Consider the following 16,620-nt stretch of genomic DNA (forward strand, 5'->3'; position numbering starts at 1 on the left):
CCGGCGGCGGGAATAATCGCCCGTCGCCGGGTTCTAACCATGAATGATCCTCCCCCAAACCGACTTGCGAGCCGGAGAAACACGCCGATGAAACGAATTTTGATTGTCGCCGGCACCCTTGTTCTGGGTGCGAGCGCCGTGATGGCGCAGCAGGAGGTTGCCGTCCAGCAGGACAATCTGATGCGCTCGCAGGCCAAGAGCATGTACGGCGTGATCCTCAAGATGACGAAGGGCGAAATCCCCTACAATCAGAAGGCCGTTGACGAGGCGATCGCCAGTCTCGAGGCCGACGTCGCCAAGATCGCAAAGACCTTCGAGGTCAATCCCAAGCAGGACGTTGTGAACGCGACTTATGGTTCCTCGCCAAAGGTCTGGCAGAACAAGGCCGATTTCGACTCCAAGATTCCGCCGGTGCAGAAGGCGATCGCAGAGGTCAAGGGCAAGGTCACCGATCTGGCGAGCCTGAAGGCCGCCTACACTGCGATGAACGACCGCTGCACGGACTGCCACGAGACGTATCGGGTGAAGCTGAAGTAGCCGTTGCGGTACGTAGCCGGATGGCGCTGTACTCCATCTGGGCTACGAGCGTGCCAGCTATCTTGGCGCGGCGAGCGCCGGATCGAGAACGCAGGTGACGCGGTGGATCTTGATGCCACTGTCGATGCCGGCGCGTTTCACATATTCGGCGATGACGTCCTCGTTCTCAACGACAACGAGGCCGAACAACTTGCGGTCATCCGTCGCGTAAGTGCAGAGCCAGTGCATTTTTCCGGCGGTCGCAGTGACCGCGTCGAGCGCAATGCGCGCATGACGGCTCGCTTGTGCCGCGTCGCTGGGGTCGAAGTTTTGCGGCATATCCCGTTCCATCAGGACCTTGATCATCGACCGCTCCGGGCTCGGGCGCGACAAGCGAGCGCGCGTCAGGTCGCAGTCTAGCTTTGAATCTGGACGGGGCGAAGCGCGCCAGCACAATTGGGCGCGGACTCTTGGGGCGCAAACCCTGTTCGGCTGAAGGGTCAAAATTGGAAACGGTGATTTTCCATCATTTCTATTTTTAATCCAATGATCCCGGGCCATTGTCAAGACGCAACGAAGCAGTTCGTCGCCCGCTGATCCCCCGCAAAACGAAATTGCAGCGGCGGCGAACGATGAGTCCCCATCACACCCGTCACGCCTGACAAAGCACAGGAGTAATGATCATGGATACCACGCGTTACGCTTCTCTCCTCGGCCGCCTGCTGATCGGTCTGCCGTTCGTCTTCACCGGCGTTGGCAAGCTTGCGTCCTATGGCGCCACGACCGCCTACATCGCCTCAGCCGGACTTCCGGTGCCGCCGGCCGCTTATGCGATCGCAGTTCTGGTCGAGCTCGGCGGCGGTCTGCTGCTGATCGCTGGCTACCAGGCACGCTCGGTCGCGCTCGCGCTCGCCGTGTTCTCGCTCGCAACGGCCGCCGTCTTCCACGGCAACTTCGCCGACCAGAACCAGATGATTCATTTCCTCAAGAACGTGATGATGGCAGGCGGCCTGCTTCAGATCGTCGCGTTTGGCGCCGGTGCCCTCAGCCTCGATGCGCGCTTGTCGCGCGACGGGGACGTCCTGCCGGGAGCAGTGCCAGCGCGCTGAACAAGCGAGAACTCTGAAAAACCCGCCGGTGACGGCGGGTTTTTTGTGCGCGTTGCGGCGAGTCCAGCCGCAAATTTGATCTGAGCGTCACTGTCAGCGGGCCCTACATCAGCTATCCTTGAGCACAAGCGGGGCGGATGTGAATCAGGAACAGCGAGACAGGCCATGGCAAAACCGTTTCCGTCGAAAACCCATATCGGCAACCATATGCTGCATCCGGAAACGCTGATGCTGACTTATGGCTATGATCCGCAGCTCTCGGAAGGCGCCATCAAGCCGCCGGTGTTCTTGACCTCGACCTTCGTTTTCAAGACGGCCGAGGACGGGCAGGACTTCTTCGATTTCGTGGCCGGCCGCCGCGAGCCGCCGGAAGGCATGGGCGCCGGGCTCGTCTATTCGCGCTTCAACCATCCCAACAGCGAGATCGTCGAGGACAGGCTCGCCATCTACGAGCGCACCGAGAGCTGTGCGCTGTTCTCGTCCGGCATGGCGGCGATCTCGACGACGATTTTGGCGTTCGTCCGGCCGGGCGACGTCATTCTGCATTCGCAGCCGCTCTATGGCGGCACGGAAACGCTGCTGACCAACACGCTGTCGCGTTTCTCGATCGGCGCGGTCGGCTTTGCCGACGGCATCGATGAGGCGGCGGTCAATCAGGCCGCCGAGGAGGCGATGCGCAAGGGCCGGGTTTCCATGATCCTGATCGAGACCCCGGCCAACCCGACCAACGGCCTCGTTGATGTCGCGCTGATGCGCCGCGTCGCCGACACCATCGGCAAGGCCCAGGGCCACACGCCGATCATCGCCTGCGACAACACGCTGCTCGGGCCGGTGTTTCAGCGGCCGATCGAGCATGGCGCTGATATCTCGCTGTACTCGCTGACCAAATATGTGGGCGGTCATTCCGACCTGATCGCAGGCGCCGCGCTCGGCACCAAGGCGATGATGAAAAGCGTCAAGGCGCTGCGCGGCGCCATCGGCACCCAGCTCGATCCGCATTCCTGCTGGATGATCAACCGCTCGCTCGAGACCCTGAGCCTGCGCATGGAGAAGGCCGACAGCAACGCGCGCCTCGTGGCCGACTATCTGCGCGACCACGCCAAGGTGGCCAAGGTCCACTATCTCGGTCATCACGAGGAGACCTCGCCGGCGGGGCGCGTGTTCGCGCGGCAATGTCTCGGCGCGGGGTCGACGTTCTCGTTCGACATCGTCGGCGGCCAGGCGGCGGCGGAGAAATTCCTCAACTCCCTGCAGATCTTCAAGCTCGCAGTCAGCCTCGGCGGAACGGAATCGCTGGCGAGCCTGCCGGCGACGATGACCCATTCCGGCGTGCCCGCCGACATCCGCCGCAAGATCGGCGTGCTCGATTGCACCATCCGCCTGTCGATCGGCATCGAAAATCCGTCGGACCTGATCGCGGATCTCGAGCATGCGCTGAGCGCGGCCTAAGCGCTCCTCAGAGCGGATTGGACGCGCGGCATGCCGACATGATGGCCGCGGCGGCCTCGTTGCTCTGCGCGCCCGAGAGCTGCCGCACGAGGCAGATGTAATAGCCCTTGCTGGACGCATTCAGCAGCGAGTCGCCATTGACCACGAGCCAGTTGCAGGCCGAACGGATGGTCTGGACGGCAAGCGGCGATCTCGTGTCGCGGATCGCCGACAGTTCGCATTGAGCCTGCCTTTCCAGGTCGTTTTGCGCGACGACCGGTCCGGAGAAGCCAGCGATTGCCGCGGCAACGACAAGGCCCGCCAGATGATGCAATGGTGTGGGGGCAGGCTTCCCGCAGGACCTTGGCTGCGATAGTTTGTCAGAGAAGGCGGGATGGTTCGCGTTGGGAGTGGTCATGTTGCGCACCTTTGCTCTGGGAGCGATCATAAAGCGCCAGATCGGTGACACAATGGTCGGTGTCGTCGCGCAGTCAGATTCCGGGCTCTCGTGAGCGATCCCTCCGCCCGACAGGCGCAGCTTCGCGCGCGGGTTATCGCGCTGGCGCGGGCCCAGGACCCCTACGCGTACGTCTTTGCGGGCAAGGAATTTCGGCGCGATTACGTCGCCGCGCGGACGGTTGCCTGGAGCGCGCTGTTCGGCGACATACGCGAGACGACCGCAAGCGTGCTCGAGATCGGCTCCAAGGAGGGGCGGTCTGCGCTGTTCTGGCTCGAATTCTTCGCGCGAGCGCAGCTCACCTGCGTGGATCTCTTCGATGGCGAAGATGCCGCTCGTTTCGACCGCAACCTCGCCGCCTATGGTCCGCGGCTGCGCAAGATCGTGGGCACCTCGATCAAGGCGCTCGGCACGTTGCGCGAAGAGAACGCGATGTTCGATTTCATCTATGTCGACGGCAGCCATCAGCGCGACGACGTCATGATCGATTGCCTCGGCGCCTGGCGCCTGCTGCGCGAGGGCGGCGTGATGCTGATGGACGATTACACCTGGAAGCCGGACAATCCCGACTGGATGCGTGTCGCGCCCGCCGTGGACACATTCCTCGCCTGGCACGACGATGCCGAGGTGATCCTCAGGAGCCACCAGGTCGCCGTGCGCAAGCGCCCGGCCTGACGCGCTCCGCCGGAATCGAAAAGGCCGGACGCGCTCCTCGCGTCCAGCCTTCGTCGATGACGTCTTTATGAAATCTACTTGGTCACCTGGCCGCGGATTTCGCCGCCCGGGTTGGCCGCGGTGTGAATGTTGACGTAAAGCTTGCCAGCCTGCAGATCGGAGGCCTGCGCGTCGGTCAGCGTCGCCGAGCCTTCGGCAGGGCTCGTTGCAATGCCGGGGATCGGCACCATGACGCCGGCGTTCTTGCCGGCTTCGGCGGGGCCGTGGAAATGCGCGGCGGTGGCGGGGCCGGAGAGCCCGGAGTAGGTCACCTTCCAGGAGAGCTTCTTGGTGGCGGCGTCATAGTCGATATCGGCTGTGCCCGTGCCGGCGCTGGCATTGGCGGGGACTTCGGACTTGCCGTCCAGCGTCGCCTTCAGTTTCTCCGCGCTGGCCGGGCCGGCGAATGCGACGGCGGCTCCGAGCGCCAGCGTGGCAAAAAGCGCTTTGTTCATGGGTCTCTCCCTGTTGACGCCTGATTGCTGTCAACTTGCAAACAGTGCGGTTCCGACTTTATTCCCGGATTCCGCTCAAACCATCTAAATTATTCGTGGCTGGAGCGGCTGCGGGATGATCCGTAAATTCGCCAGAGCCTGTTGGGATCCCTCATGTTGCGACGAACAATTTCTGTCATCCTGATCGCCGCCGTCGCAGCCCTTGCCGTCTATTGGTGGCTGACCGCGCCGACCGCCTTGGCGTTGCCGGCGCCGACGCGCGGGCCTGATCTCGCCAATGGGCAGGAGCTGTTCAATGCCGGCGGCTGCTCGTCCTGCCACGCCGTACCCAATCAGCCCGATCGCCTGCGGCTCGGTGGCGGCCTGGCGCTCGGCTCGCCGTTCGGCACGTTCTATGTGCCGAACATTTCGCCCGACCCGACCGACGGCATCGGGCGCTGGAGCGAGGCCGATTTCGTCAACGCGGTGATGCGCGGCATCTCGCCTGAGGGCACGCACTATTTTCCGGCGTTTCCCTACACGTCGTATCACATTGCGAAAGTCGACGACGTCCGCGATCTCTTCGCGTATCTGAAGACGCTGCCGCCGGTCGCGGGCCGGGTGCGCGACCACGATCTGCCGTTTCCCTTCAACATCCGCCGCAACGTCGGCATCTGGAAATTGCTGTTCATGGATGTCGGGCCGTTCAAGCCGGATGCCGCGCGGTCCGCACAATGGAATCGCGGGGCTTATCTCGTAAACGGTTTTGGTCATTGCGCCGAATGCCACAGTCCGCGCAACGCCCTCGGCGGGATCAACCGGGGCGAGCGGTTCGCCGGCGGTCCCAATCCCGAAGGCGAGGGCTGGGTGCCGAACATCACGCAGAAGGGGATCGGCGGCTGGAGCGAGAAGGACATCGCCGACTTTCTCGAGACCGGCGACATGCCCGAGGGCGACACCGCATCGGGCGCGATGCGGCCGGTGATCAAGAACCTCGCGCAGTCGACGCCGGAGGATCGCGCCGCGATGGCCGCCTATCTGAAGTCGCTGCCGCCGGTCGATGGACCGACGCCGCCCAAACGCAAGGAGGGTGGCGGCTGAAGCAGGCCCTTTCCAATTGACACGCCGTGATTGCGCCCCCATCGTCGGTCGCGGGTTGAGAATTGGAATTGCGTCACATGGGGCGTGAGTTTTTCGTGCAGCTCTGGCTGATCGTTTCGGCGTGTGATTTGACCGTGTCGCACGAAACACGCCCCGCGGCTCAACCGTTCGGTTGAGATCGTGCCAAAACTTCCGGCCGCGCTGGGCCCGCGTCATCTCACGCTGTTTCGCGCCGCGCTCGGACAGGGCCGGACCGCAATCGACGCCTATCAGGCCTGGCGCGCCGCGGAGCCGCTCGATGCGGCCGACGAGGTCGTCTACCGCACCATGCCGCTGCTTGTGGCAACCGCCGACATGGCCGGGATCGTCGATGCCGACACCAGGAAAATGCGCGGCGTCGTCAAGCATGTCTGGCTGTCGAATGCGACGCGGGTGCGCGATGTGGTCGCGGCGTCCGCAGCGCTCAAGGCCGCCGGCATCGCCGCGCTGCTGATCAAGGGCGGCGCGCTGTTCGCGCGCGACGAGAGCTACATGGCGAAGCGCATGACGGGGGATTACGATCTCCTGGTCCGCCGTGCGGATGCGTCGCGCGCGATCAAGGTGCTGCGGCAGGCCGATTTCCGCAGCCACGGCATGCGGGTCGAGCTGTTCCAGGAATCCGATTTCGATCGCGACATCCATGCGGTGGCGATGTCGCGGGCCGGCTTTGCCCGCGCCATCGATCTGCACTGGCGCGCACTGTTCTGGCTCGACGACGAAGGCTTTACCGAGGCGCTGTTCGCGACCGCCGAGACCGGGACGCTGCTGACCCATGAGGTGCTGATCCCCGGTGTTGCCGAGCATCTGGCGATCGCGGCGATGCGGCCGGAGCCAGCCGATCAGAACGAGATGGTGTCCCGCGCGCTCGAGATCGTCCATGTGCTCGAGAGCAAGGCCGGCGCCAGGGTCGATTGGGACCGCTTCCGCGCGATCGTGACGCGCTACAATGGCAGCCTGTTTGCCGCGCAATTGCTCGACGTCGTCGCGCGCGAGATGCCGGCCCTCGTGCCGCACGGACTCATCTGGCAGTTATGGGACTACGGACCGCCGGGAAAGTCGATCGAGATGTCGATCCGCGCCGTGCCGCGCGCGCGGCGCACGCAGTGGCAGCACTTTGGCGCTGCCTTCTTCTCGGCGCTTCGCGCGCGTTTCAAGGCGCCGTTCCGGGGCTGGGACTGGCTGCGGCTACCCGGCGCGGCGATCGCGGCATTCGATGCGGGCATCGTGCAGTTTCCCTTGTTTCGGGATGCGATCCTGAAGCGGATCTGGCAGCAGATCGCGCGCGCGGCGTATCCGTCGCGCGGGAGCGGCATCTGGTTCGGGCAGGGCTTTTCCATTCCGGAGGATGAGGGGCGGTGGACCGACCGTCCATTCGCCGTCCTCGAAATGCCCGTCGACGACAGGACCCGCGATCCCGTCGCCGTGGAGCTCGTGGTCGTGCCGTTCCTGCCGCCGGGCACGGACAATTTCCGCTTCGTCGCTTACGCCGGCATTGGATCGGTGCAGCAGATGGCGGCAGGGCGCACCGATCCGATGCCGTTCAGAATCGCGCTGCAGGCGAGAGTCATTGGTGCACGCCAACGCAAGATCGTCGTCGCGCTGCGGATGCTCGATTGCCAGCGCCCGACCGACATCGGCCATTCGATCGATCCGCGTCTGCTCGGGCTGTTCGTGAAATCCGTGTCGGTGAACGGCGCGACGGTGTTCACTCCGGCGGGCGCCGGGCCTTGATGGCCTGGCGCAGCGCCAGGAGCGTCTCGCGGTTCTGGGCGTCCGTGTTGATGCGTCCGCCATTGCCGAGATGCAGCCGGCGGCGCACCACGATGTCGTCGACGTGCGCGCTCCTCAACCCGTTCTGCTTGGCGCGGCCGAGCCAGGCGATGAAGAAGGTCGCGGGCAGGCTCTCGTCGAACGGCCCGGCCCGGTCGAGCGCGGCGCGCCGGATCAGCATGCACTGCTTCAATTCGCCCGGCATGATCGCGACCGCGGGCTTGAGGCGCTCGCGTTGCGCGTCCGGCACGTCGGGACTGACGAATTGCTCGACCTTGCCGAACACGGCGTCGACGCGGCCCTGATGCTCCAGCAGTGCCAGCTGCAATTCGAGCTTGCGCGGCGTCCAGAGGTCGTCGGCGTCGCAGAAGCCGATCAGCTCGCCCTGCGCGGTCGCGAGCGCCTTGTTGACGGCGACGGCCTGGCCGTTGTTGCTCTGGGCAAGCACGGTGATGCGGTCGTCGAATTCGCCGAGCACATTGCGCGTGTCGTCGGTCGAGCCGTCGTCGATGACGATCACCTCATCGGGCGGCACGGTCTGGCCGAGCACGCTCTCGACCGCCTCGGCGATGTAGGTCTCGGCATTGTAGGCGGCGATGATGACGGAGACACGCATGTCGGTGCGGCCTCAAAGTCTTTGCAATTGATCGGCGAACGCGGCGGGAATCTCGGCAGGCCTGGTGCCGGTATCGGCAAAGAACACCGGCGCGAGACCTGCGATCCGCGCCACCTTCTCCGCGATCTGGTTCGGCCAGCCCGGCAGCTCGTAGGCCGTGGTCGGCAGCAGCGCGCGAAACGCATCCGATGGCTTCGCAGGCGTGAATTCGGGTGAGGCCGCGCCGCGCCGGCGCGGAATGAAAAGCGCACGCAGCTTGCCGCCACCGAGGCGCTCGCCGAGACCGGCCAGGCTGAGCTCGTGGCGCAGCTCGCCGTTGAAATCCGACACCGGCGTGGTGCCGCCGATCAGGTCGCCAAACGCGTCGACAAGGGCAGGGCGCAGCCGCGCGGAGCAGAACAGCGGCTCGATCGCGCCGGTGACGCTGTTGACCGCGACAAAGTCGTCGCCCGCGTAGCGCCAGCCGGCCTTGACGCAGGCGAGCGCCGCGGTGGTCTTGCCGCTGTGACCCTCGCCCGCGAGCAGCGTGAAGCCGGTCGTGCTCCCCACAGCCGCCGCATGGACGGCGCACCAGGGCGTCTCCTGCATCAGGGCGTGGATGAGGGAGATCGCGGGCCGGCTGCGGATCCAGGGCGGTGCCTCGCCCTTAGGCAACCACGCGATGCCGCGCCGCGCCACCAGGTCGATCGCGTACAGCACGGGAATGACGGCCGGCTGCCAGACCGAATAGATGCCGTCCTCGATCAGCAGCCGCGGTTTTTCGGAAGCTTCCGGCACCAGCGCCGAGAGATCATGGTCGGTTGCTGTGACGAAGCGAAGCTCGAGATCGACGCCATCGGCCGCGCGCTGGACATAGGCCGGCAGGAACATGCGGGCCAAATCCTGCGAGGCAAAGCCGAGATGCAAGCCGAACGGTCCGCAGCGCGCATGCGCCTCGATCGGCTCCGACGTTGTCCTGGCGAAGACCCCCGCGATCTCCCGCCGGATGAGGTCGCTCGCTTTCATCTAGTTCTCTTGGTTCTCGCGCAGCGGCCAGCCTTCCTCGCCGGCATCGTGCACGGGATCCATCAGCAGCAGCTCCCGCAGATTGTCGAAGCGCTGGAATTCCGGGGCGACGAATGCGCCCGACAGCATCGGTGTCCAAGGGCTGATGGACGTCTCAACGGAGGTCTCACTGCGCGCATCGGCGGCACCGTTCGCGATGAGGCCTTCCGCCAGCATGCTGTCGACGAAGGCTTGCACCTGTTGCGTGATTGACGTCACATCTCCATCAGTCGCAGCAGCCAGCGCGCGTCCGATCTCCTCAACCGTTCGGTTGACCTTGAGGCCGAGCCAGATCTGCGCAGCGCTGCCGTCGAGGTTGTAGTAGACGCCATTCTGATAGTTGGCCAACACGACTTCACTATCGAATTGCTGGCTGATCAGCAGCGGCACCGTCGTGGTGAGGGCCATAGCTTGCAGTACTCACTTCAATTCCAAGGCCCGGACGCTAGCACAGGCGAGCGGCTGCGCAACATCGCCGCTTGCGCCAACTGCGTCGTCTAGCTGGCGCCGAACGCCTTGAAGGTGATGATGGTGAGCGTGTCCTGGATGCCGGGCAGCACCTGCACCTTCTCGTTGATGAAGTGGCCGATGTCGGTGTCGTTGTCGACATAGAACTTCACCAGCAAATCGTAATGGCCGGCCGTGGAGTAGATCTCGGAGGCGATCTCGGCTTCGGCAAGCGCATTGGCGACCGTATAGGACTGGCCAAGCTTACATTTGATCTGGACGAAAAAGGGAACCATTGCAGTCACTCCGAAGGCATATCTTGCCGGCTAATAGGCCAAAATCAGCCCGATTTAGCAAGCGGACTTCCAGGCGTCAGATGACGATCCGATGCCCTACGAAGCCGCCGTCGCTGCGGCGAAGGCGTCCCTGAGCCGCTGGGCGAGCTCGGTCTTGCGATAGGGTTTGGTCAGGACCACGGCCTCCGCCTGCGCGCGGCCCTGCTCGACCAGGGTCTCCAGCGCATAGCCGGAAGTGAACAGCACCGGCAGGCCCGGCCGAATCCGGCGGGCCTGATCGGCGAGCTCCCAGCCGCTCATCCCGCCGGGCATGACGATATCGGTGAACAGCATGTCGATGCCGGGATCGGCGCGCAGCCGCTGCAGGGCCTCCTGGCCATTGACGGCGGCGACGACGCGATAGCCGAGCGCCTCCACCCGGAGGATCACCGAGGAGCGCACAAACGGATCGTCCTCGGCAATCAGGATGGTCTCGTGCCCGCGCGGCGCGGCGTCCTCGCCGTCCAGCACGTCGGTCGGCGATTGTCCGCCGCCGGTGCGCGGCAGGTAGATCCGGACCGTCGTCCCCAGGCCCTGTTCGCTATAGATCGAGACATGGCCGTCGGATTGCTTTGCGAAGCCGTAGACCATGCTCAGTCCAAGCCCTGAACCCTTGCCGACCTCCTTGGTGGTGAAGAAAGGCTCGAAGGCGTGCTCGATCACTTCGGGCGTCATGCCTTCGCCGTCGTCGGTGACGGAAATCAGCGCGTAGGCGCCGGATGTCACTTCTGGGTGCAGGGCGCGGTAGTCCTCGTCGATTGCGGCGAGCTCGGTGCTCAGCGTCAGGTGTCCGCCGGAGGGCATCGCGTCCTGTGCGTTGAGCGCAAGGTTCAACACGGCGGATTCGAGCTGGGCACGGTCCGCAAAGGCCTGGATGGTGCCAGGGCCGAACGCCGTCTTGATCTCGATGTTTTCGCGCAAGGTGCGCTTGAGCAGCTTGAGCATGGATTGCAGCAGTTCGCGGCAATCGATCGTCTTTGGCTGCAGCAATTGGCGGCGGCTGAATGCCAGCAGTCGCTGCGTCAGCTCCGCGCCGCGTTCGCCGGACTCGCAGATATCGTCGGCAAATTGCCGCAGATCGGGCCGCGCCTTCAGCTGCTCGCTGAGATGCTCGGCGTTGCCGATGATCACGGTCAGGAGATTGTTGAAGTCATGCGCGATGCCGCCGGAGAGCTGGCCGACCGTCTCCATCTTTTGCGCCTGCTGGAGCTGCTGCTCGGTCAGCTTACGCGCGGTCAGATCGTGGATGATGCCAACATAGATCAGCTCGCCGTCCTGCCACGCCTGGCCAACCGACAGATTCATCGGAAAGCTCGATCCGTCCTTGCACAGGCCGATGGCTTCTCCGGTTGCGAAACGCCGCGCATGACCGGTGGTTGGGCGCCTCTCGTCGTTCGACATCAGCATGCCGATGTCGAGATTCATCACTTCCTGGGCGCGATAGCCGAACAGCCGTTCGCACGCGGGATTGAAAAGGAGAATGCGGGCCTGCGCGTCGAACAGGATGACGCCGTCGACCGCGGTCTCGACGATGGCGGTGAGACGCGTCACGCTTTCGCGCATCGCGCGCTGGGCGTCTCCGACCTGTCTGAGCAACAATGTCGCGTCCCGGCTCTTGATCTCCTCCTCCTGGAGCGCGGCCTGGACCTTCTGCAGCTCGAACGGGGAGGGGATTGCCAGGATCTTTGGCAGGAGCGGCCAGAGCGCGGCCGCGGTGAAGATCGATGCGATGGCGGTCATCGCCTTGACCAGGCCCTCGATACCATAGATCGGCACCCACAGCGTGTAGATCGACAGCACATGGGTCAGGCCGCAGGCCATGATGAAGGCTGCGAACGCCCAAAAGACCCAGCCGAATTGGAGGTCACGCCGTTTGGTGACGAGGATCGCGAGCGCGAACGGGATCGAGAAATAGGCCGCCGCGATGCAGGCGTCAGAGACGACATGGAGCCAGATCAGCTCGGGCTCCCACAGCAGGCAGATGCCGTGCGGTGAAAACATCGAGGAGTCGAGGATACGTTCGAAATAGGCCCACATGATTTCTTCCCGAAAGGATTGCGGGCCGAGGCCGGCCCGCAACAAGGCGTCGCTGGACGAATCCACCTGCTAACGTGTCATTCGCGGGGATGGGCGCCAAGGCCGGACGATGCCCTGGTCTTATTTTCTCAGGTTATGCCCGCTTCCGGGGCGACAATGCCGCGCAGCACCGGCTGTGCCTGATTCGCCGGCTTGCTGGGGCTGCAGGGGCGCGCTAGGACTGGCTATGGCCGAGTTTTCCTCAAGCAAGCGTATCCTGCGATGACCACGCCCGTGGCGCTCACCATCGCCGGTTCGGATTCGAGCGGCGGCGCCGGCATTCAGGCCGACCTGAAGACCTTTGCCGCGCTCGGCGTCTATGGCGCGTCCGCGATCACGGCGCTGACCGCGCAGAACACCAAAGGCGTCACCGGCATTCATGCGGTGCCCGCCGCGTTCGTCACGGCGCAGATCGATGCGGTGTTCTCCGATCTCGATGTCGGCGCGGTGAAGATCGGCATGGTGGCGCAGGCCGAGAGCATCGACGCGATCGCCTCTGCGCTGGTGCACTGGAAGCCTCGCCATATCGTGCTCGATCCCGTGATGGTCGCGACCTCCGGCGATCGCCTGCTGGCGGCGGAGGCCGTCGAGGCGTTGCGCACGAAGCTGATGCGGCTGGCATCGGTGATCACACCCAATCTGCCGGAGGCGGCCGCGCTGCTGGACGAGCCGATCGCACGAAGCGAGATCGAGATCGAAAGCCAGGGGCGCCGCCTTCTCGAACTCGGCTGCCGCGCGGTCCTGATCAAGGGCGGACACGGTGAGGGCCGCGAGAGCATCGACTATCTCGTCGGCGCCGACAAGACGATCGCGCTTGCCGCGTCGCGCGTCGCCACGCGCAACACCCATGGCACAGGCTGCTCGCTGTCCTCGGCGGTTGCAGCAGGCCTCGCCAGGGGCGAGGATCTCGAGATGGCCGTGCGCAACGCCAAGGCCTGGATCAGCGCGGCGATCGAAGCTGCCGACCGCTTCAGCGTCGGTCACGGCCACGGGCCGGTCCATCATTTCCACAAATTCTACTGACGCCGGCTGCGGCTAGCCGGTCGGCAATTTCGGCCCTCAAGACAACGTTCCTGCGAGAGCCATCAAGGTGGCAAACACACCGAGCGGTACAAGGTGCGAAAATTCGCGGTGGCGCACCACGGTAAGAACAGCGGCCAAAATGATTGCTGCGCCCAGCACCAGGCCAACAACGCGACTTGCGGGGAGCGCAATCAGAACGGCGCTCACGATCTCCAATCCGCCGGTCAGGCGGCCCCACCAGCGCGGGTAACCCCATCGAACGAAGCTGCTTTGCGTCGCGGAACCGGCGATCGCGTTATGGAGGCCTGCGCCAAAGAGCCCGGCAACGAGCAGACAAACCGAAACAATATGGGTCATCTCAGGGCACATCCATCATCATGGGGATGGCTGCCAGAATCATGATCGCCGCCGTGAGGCCGTGAATGCCGAACGCGCGTCTTGCAGAGCCTCGGCCGCCGAGCACGACCAGCATGTCGCCGAAGGGGATGATGGCTTCGACAAACAGGATGATGCCGACCCCGCGGGGGACACCCCACGCCATGAATGCCAGCACGGTCAATCCCGACGCGATGTCGCGAACGCCCTTGAGGCGAAGCCACCAGTCGGTGTTGGCACCGTCTTCAGGGAGTGGCAGGCCGAAACTGCGTGTCGCCGTCCGCGGACTGACGACATATTGGATGCCGATCGCGATAATCCCGAGAGCCACGAGCAGCGCGGTTCCAAGCGGAAGCCTGTGCATGAGATTCATTATATCGATCCAAGATAATCTAGCATTGCTAGACTACATATTCTAGCGTTGCTAGATCGTCAAGCATCGATAATAAGTGTCGACCATCTTGGCCTGGGAGATCGAAGGTTGGGGATCGCCGAGCGGAAAGACAGGCAACGCGCTGAACGCGAACGCCGCATCGTCGCGGCAGCGCGCGTGATCGCAGAGCGCGAGGGATGGAACGCCGTGACGATCCGTCGGCTTGCCGATGAGATCGAACACAGTCAGCCGGTCCTCTATTCACATTTCGAAAACAGGGATGCGATCGTTACCGCAGTAGCCCTCGAGGGTTTCCGCGACATCGCCGTGGCTCTTCGGGAGGCGGCAGGTGGGTCGACCGGGCGAAACGCCATCAAGAATGTCGCGACGGCCTACCTCGCCTTTGCCCACCGAAATCCCGCGCTCTATGAGGCCATGTTCACTCTTCCGACGGACCTGCGCTTCGCCGAAGCCGGGACCAGACCGGAACTACGGGCCGGGTTCGAGGCCCTCGCGGCCGTGGTAACGCCGTTCTGCGTCGATGTGGATGTCGCGACCGAGACGTTTTGGGCGGCCCTGCACGGGCTCGTTGAGCTCGAGCGCTCGGGCCGAATTAGGCTCGGCGCGCGTAGTGAACGAATCGCACTCCTTGTTCGGGCGATGGTCGTTTCCGGAAAATAGCGCGCCCGCCCGTGGCTCGCGTCGTCTCTGGCGTGTGCCGCGCTTCCGGTCCGGGCTTTTGCGGGTAACCAATGCCGCCCCATGTCGCCTGATTGTCGCATGCGACTGATATTCGCGGGGAGGGCGAGGCGAGGTTTGATTCGTATCTGAGGGTGCCTCAAAGGTTCAATTGGTCATCCCCCTGTCACGGGACATTGTTACAGGCTGTCGCATGGGAAGTTACGATGTGAGTGACGAGAGCCCTGAAAGGCGCTTTCGCACCTTGTTCATCTCCGACGTTCATCTCGGAGCCCGCGGCTCGCAAGCCGACCTTTTGCTGGACTTCCTGCGCTACCACGATGCCGACACCATCTATCTCGTCGGGGACATCGTCGACGGCTGGGCGCTGAAATCGAGCTGGCACTGGCCGCAATCGCATAACGATCTGGTGCAGAAGCTGCTGCGCAAGGCGCGCAAGGGCGCCAAGATCATCTACGTGCCCGGCAATCACGACGAGTTCCTGCGCAACTATTACGGTACGCATTTCGGCGGCATCGACGTCGTCGAGAACACCGTCCACACCGGGGCTGACGGCAAGCGCTATCTCGTCATCCACGGCGACATCTTCGATCTCGTGGTGCAGAACGCGCGCTGGCTCGCCCATCTCGGCGACAAGGCCTACGACTTCGCGATCCAGATGAATCGCTTCGTCAACTTCTTCCGGCGCATGTTCAAGGTGCCGTATTGGTCGCTGTCGCAATGGGCCAAGCAGAAGGTCAAGAACGCGGTCAACTATATCGGCGCGTTCGAGCAGGCGCTATCTGCCGAAGCGCGGCGTCATGACGCCGACGGCGTGATCTGCGGCCACATCCACTACGCCGTGATCCGCGACGAGAACGGCATCCGCTACATGAATTGCGGCGACTGGGTCGAGAGCTGCACGGCGCTGGTCGAGCACGACGACGGCCGTTTCGAGATCATCACCTGGGCGGATCACGCGCAGAAGCCTGCCGCCGTACCGCAGGTGGCAGCAAGGGCCGCTTGATGCGCATCCTGGTCGCGACCGACGCCTGGCACCCGCAAGTCAACGGTGTGGTTCGGACGCTGACCAAGCTCGCTGACGCCGCGAAGACGCTCGGTGTCGAGTTCACGTTTCTGACGCCGCAATCGTTCCGCACCTTTGCGATGCCGAGCTATCGCGACGTGCGGCTCGCGATGCCGCGCCCGGCGCGCATCGCAAAACTGATCGAGGAAGCGCGGCCCGACAGTATCCATATCGCGACGGAAGGGCCGATCGGCCTGATGGTCCGCCGCTATTGCCGGCAGCGCAAGTTGCCGTTCACGACCAGCTTCCACACCCGCTTTCCCGAATATGTCCGTGCCCGGATGCCGGTTCCGGAATCCCTGATCTGGCGGGCGCTGCGCCGATTCCACGGCCCGAGCCGGGCCGTGATGGCGGCAACGCCGGCGCTGGCCCGGGAGCTCGGCGAGCGCGGTTTCGACAATGTCGTGCTGTGGCCGCGCGGCGTCGACACCCATTTGTTCCATCCCCGCGCCGTCGACCTCTGCCTGCCGGCTCCGGTGTTTCTGTCGGTCGGCCGCGTTGCGGTGGAGAAGAATCTCGAGGCGTTCCTTGACCTCGATCTGCCCGGCACCAAGGTGATCGTCGGCGACGGCCCGGCGCGCAACGCGCTGGAAGAAGCCTATCCCGATGCGATCTTTTTAGGCGAGAAGCACGGCGAGGAACTGGCCGACATCTATGCGGCGGCCGATGTCTTCGTGTTTCCGAGCAAGACCGACACGTTCGGCCTGGTCCTGCTCGAGGCGCTGGCGAGCGGCCTGCCGGTCGCGGCCTTCCCCGTGAAGGGGCCGCGCGACGTCATCGGCGATGCGCCGGTCGGGGCGCTCGATCATGATCTGCGTAACGCCTGCTTCGCCGCGCTCGATGTTTCCAGGCAGGCCTGCGTCGAATTCGCCGCCAACTACACCTGGGAAGCCTCGGCGCGGGCTTTTGTGGACAGCATCCGGGCGGTCGGTGCGGTGCTGCCCGGCCGGGCGGGCGCGGAACAGCCGCGCTTCGTCGCTTAAAGGGTAAAATCCTCG

General features: G+C 64.3%; 20 protein-coding genes. 10 read left to right on the forward strand and 10 right to left on the reverse strand.

All coding sequences use genetic code 11. From position 1 onward, the window contains the following. Nucleotides 1-87: 87 nt before the first annotated feature. Nucleotides 88-537 (forward strand): cytochrome c, encoded by a 450-nt coding sequence (locus tag QA645_RS14755; protein ID WP_254194551.1) that lies wholly within the window; start codon nt 88-90, stop codon nt 535-537. Between the two features lie 57 nt (nt 538-594). Here the strand turns inward: QA645_RS14755 and QA645_RS14760 are convergent, their stop codons facing one another. Beyond that, nucleotides 595-882, reverse strand: a complete 288-nt coding sequence (locus tag QA645_RS14760) for a hypothetical protein (RefSeq protein ID WP_254132668.1) — start codon at nt 880-882, stop codon at nt 595-597. A gap of 311 nt (nt 883-1,193) precedes the next feature. Between QA645_RS14760 and QA645_RS14765 the strand changes: the two genes are divergently transcribed. Together QA645_RS14765 and QA645_RS14770 are read left to right on the forward strand one after the other, a co-directional pair. Then, entirely contained in the window at nt 1,194-1,625 is a 432-nt protein-coding gene (locus QA645_RS14765; protein ID WP_283051090.1) for a DoxX family protein, read from the forward strand. Between the two features lie 165 nt (nt 1,626-1,790). Further along, nucleotides 1,791-3,074, forward strand: coding sequence for a cystathionine gamma-synthase family protein (locus tag QA645_RS14770; RefSeq protein WP_283051092.1), 1,284 nt, complete (start codon nt 1,791-1,793; stop codon nt 3,072-3,074). A gap of 7 nt (nt 3,075-3,081) precedes the next feature. Here the strand turns inward: QA645_RS14770 and QA645_RS14775 are convergent, their stop codons facing one another. Continuing rightward, nucleotides 3,082-3,471, reverse strand: coding sequence for a VF_A0006 family four-cysteine protein (locus QA645_RS14775; RefSeq protein ID WP_283051094.1), 390 nt, complete (start codon nt 3,469-3,471; stop codon nt 3,082-3,084). A gap of 90 nt (nt 3,472-3,561) precedes the next feature. On the opposite strand from QA645_RS14775, the gene QA645_RS14780 reads away from it, so the two are divergent. Then, nucleotides 3,562-4,185, forward strand: coding sequence for a class I SAM-dependent methyltransferase (locus QA645_RS14780; RefSeq protein ID WP_283051096.1), 624 nt, complete (start codon nt 3,562-3,564; stop codon nt 4,183-4,185). Nucleotides 4,186-4,259: 74 nt separating this feature from the next. Here the strand turns inward: QA645_RS14780 and QA645_RS14785 are convergent, their stop codons facing one another. Next, on the reverse strand, nt 4,260-4,679 hold the full coding sequence (locus QA645_RS14785) for a CHRD domain-containing protein (protein WP_254194546.1): 420 nt from the start codon (nt 4,677-4,679) through the stop codon (nt 4,260-4,262). Nucleotides 4,680-4,832: 153 nt separating this feature from the next. Here QA645_RS14785 and QA645_RS14790 point away from each other — a divergent pair, with 153 nt between their 5' ends. After that, on the forward strand, nt 4,833-5,759 hold the full coding sequence (locus tag QA645_RS14790; protein ID WP_283051098.1) for a cytochrome c: 927 nt from the start codon (nt 4,833-4,835) through the stop codon (nt 5,757-5,759). Between the two features lie 180 nt (nt 5,760-5,939). Then, entirely contained in the window at nt 5,940-7,529 is a 1,590-nt protein-coding gene (locus QA645_RS14795) for a nucleotidyltransferase family protein (protein ID WP_283051100.1), read from the forward strand. Here the strand turns inward: QA645_RS14795 and QA645_RS14800 are convergent. From QA645_RS14800 to QA645_RS14820, 5 genes are all read right to left on the reverse strand, one after another. Further along, nucleotides 7,504-8,184, reverse strand: a complete 681-nt coding sequence (locus tag QA645_RS14800; protein WP_283051102.1) for a glycosyltransferase family A protein — start codon at nt 8,182-8,184, stop codon at nt 7,504-7,506. The genes QA645_RS14795 and QA645_RS14800 overlap by 26 nt on opposite strands. A 12-nt stretch (nt 8,185-8,196) precedes the next feature. Next, a complete protein-coding gene (locus QA645_RS14805) occupies nt 8,197-9,189 on the reverse strand; it encodes a hypothetical protein (RefSeq protein ID WP_283051104.1) in 993 nt (330 codons plus the stop codon). Next, the gene (locus tag QA645_RS14810; RefSeq protein WP_283051106.1) at nt 9,190-9,636 is read right to left on the reverse strand and encodes a PqqD family protein; all 447 of its coding nucleotides are present in this window, start codon (nt 9,634-9,636) and stop codon (nt 9,190-9,192) included. A gap of 89 nt (nt 9,637-9,725) precedes the next feature. Continuing rightward, nucleotides 9,726-9,971 (reverse strand): Lrp/AsnC ligand binding domain-containing protein, encoded by a 246-nt coding sequence (locus tag QA645_RS14815; RefSeq protein ID WP_045008738.1) that lies wholly within the window; start codon nt 9,969-9,971, stop codon nt 9,726-9,728. A gap of 96 nt (nt 9,972-10,067) precedes the next feature. Then, nucleotides 10,068-12,047 (reverse strand): PAS domain-containing sensor histidine kinase, encoded by a 1,980-nt coding sequence (locus QA645_RS14820; RefSeq protein ID WP_283051109.1) that lies wholly within the window; start codon nt 12,045-12,047, stop codon nt 10,068-10,070. Nucleotides 12,048-12,308: 261 nt separating this feature from the next. Here QA645_RS14820 and thiD point away from each other — a divergent pair, with 261 nt between their 5' ends. Then, nucleotides 12,309-13,109 (forward strand): bifunctional hydroxymethylpyrimidine kinase/phosphomethylpyrimidine kinase, encoded by an 801-nt coding sequence (gene thiD, locus QA645_RS14825; RefSeq protein WP_283051111.1) that lies wholly within the window; start codon nt 12,309-12,311, stop codon nt 13,107-13,109. Nucleotides 13,110-13,145: 36 nt separating this feature from the next. Here the strand turns inward: thiD and QA645_RS14830 are convergent, their stop codons facing one another. Both QA645_RS14830 and QA645_RS14835 read right to left on the reverse strand, forming a co-directional pair. After that, a complete protein-coding gene (locus QA645_RS14830; RefSeq protein ID WP_283051113.1) occupies nt 13,146-13,466 on the reverse strand; it encodes a DoxX family protein in 321 nt (106 codons plus the stop codon). A gap of 1 nt (nt 13,467) precedes the next feature. Next, nucleotides 13,468-13,848 carry a DUF4267 domain-containing protein gene (locus QA645_RS14835; protein WP_283053205.1) on the reverse strand — a complete coding sequence of 127 codons (381 nt, stop codon included), beginning with the start codon at nt 13,846-13,848 and terminating at the stop codon, nt 13,468-13,470. Between the two features lie 117 nt (nt 13,849-13,965). Between QA645_RS14835 and QA645_RS14840 the strand changes: the two genes are divergently transcribed. The 3 genes from QA645_RS14840 (at nt 13,966) to QA645_RS14850 (ending at nt 16,605) form a co-directional block, all read left to right on the forward strand. Further along, nucleotides 13,966-14,538, forward strand: a complete 573-nt coding sequence (locus tag QA645_RS14840) for a TetR/AcrR family transcriptional regulator (protein WP_254194537.1) — start codon at nt 13,966-13,968, stop codon at nt 14,536-14,538. 211 nt (nt 14,539-14,749) lie between these two features. After that, on the forward strand, nt 14,750-15,562 hold the full coding sequence (locus QA645_RS14845; RefSeq protein WP_254132653.1) for a UDP-2,3-diacylglucosamine diphosphatase: 813 nt from the start codon (nt 14,750-14,752) through the stop codon (nt 15,560-15,562). Then, a complete protein-coding gene (locus QA645_RS14850; protein WP_283051117.1) occupies nt 15,562-16,605 on the forward strand; it encodes a glycosyltransferase family 1 protein in 1,044 nt (347 codons plus the stop codon). The genes QA645_RS14845 and QA645_RS14850 overlap by 1 nt, the downstream gene beginning before the upstream one ends. Nucleotides 16,606-16,620 lie beyond the last annotated feature (15 nt).

The sequence above is a fragment of the Bradyrhizobium sp. CIAT3101 genome, assembly GCF_029714945.1.
Taxonomy (GTDB): Bacteria; Pseudomonadota; Alphaproteobacteria; order Rhizobiales; family Xanthobacteraceae; genus Bradyrhizobium.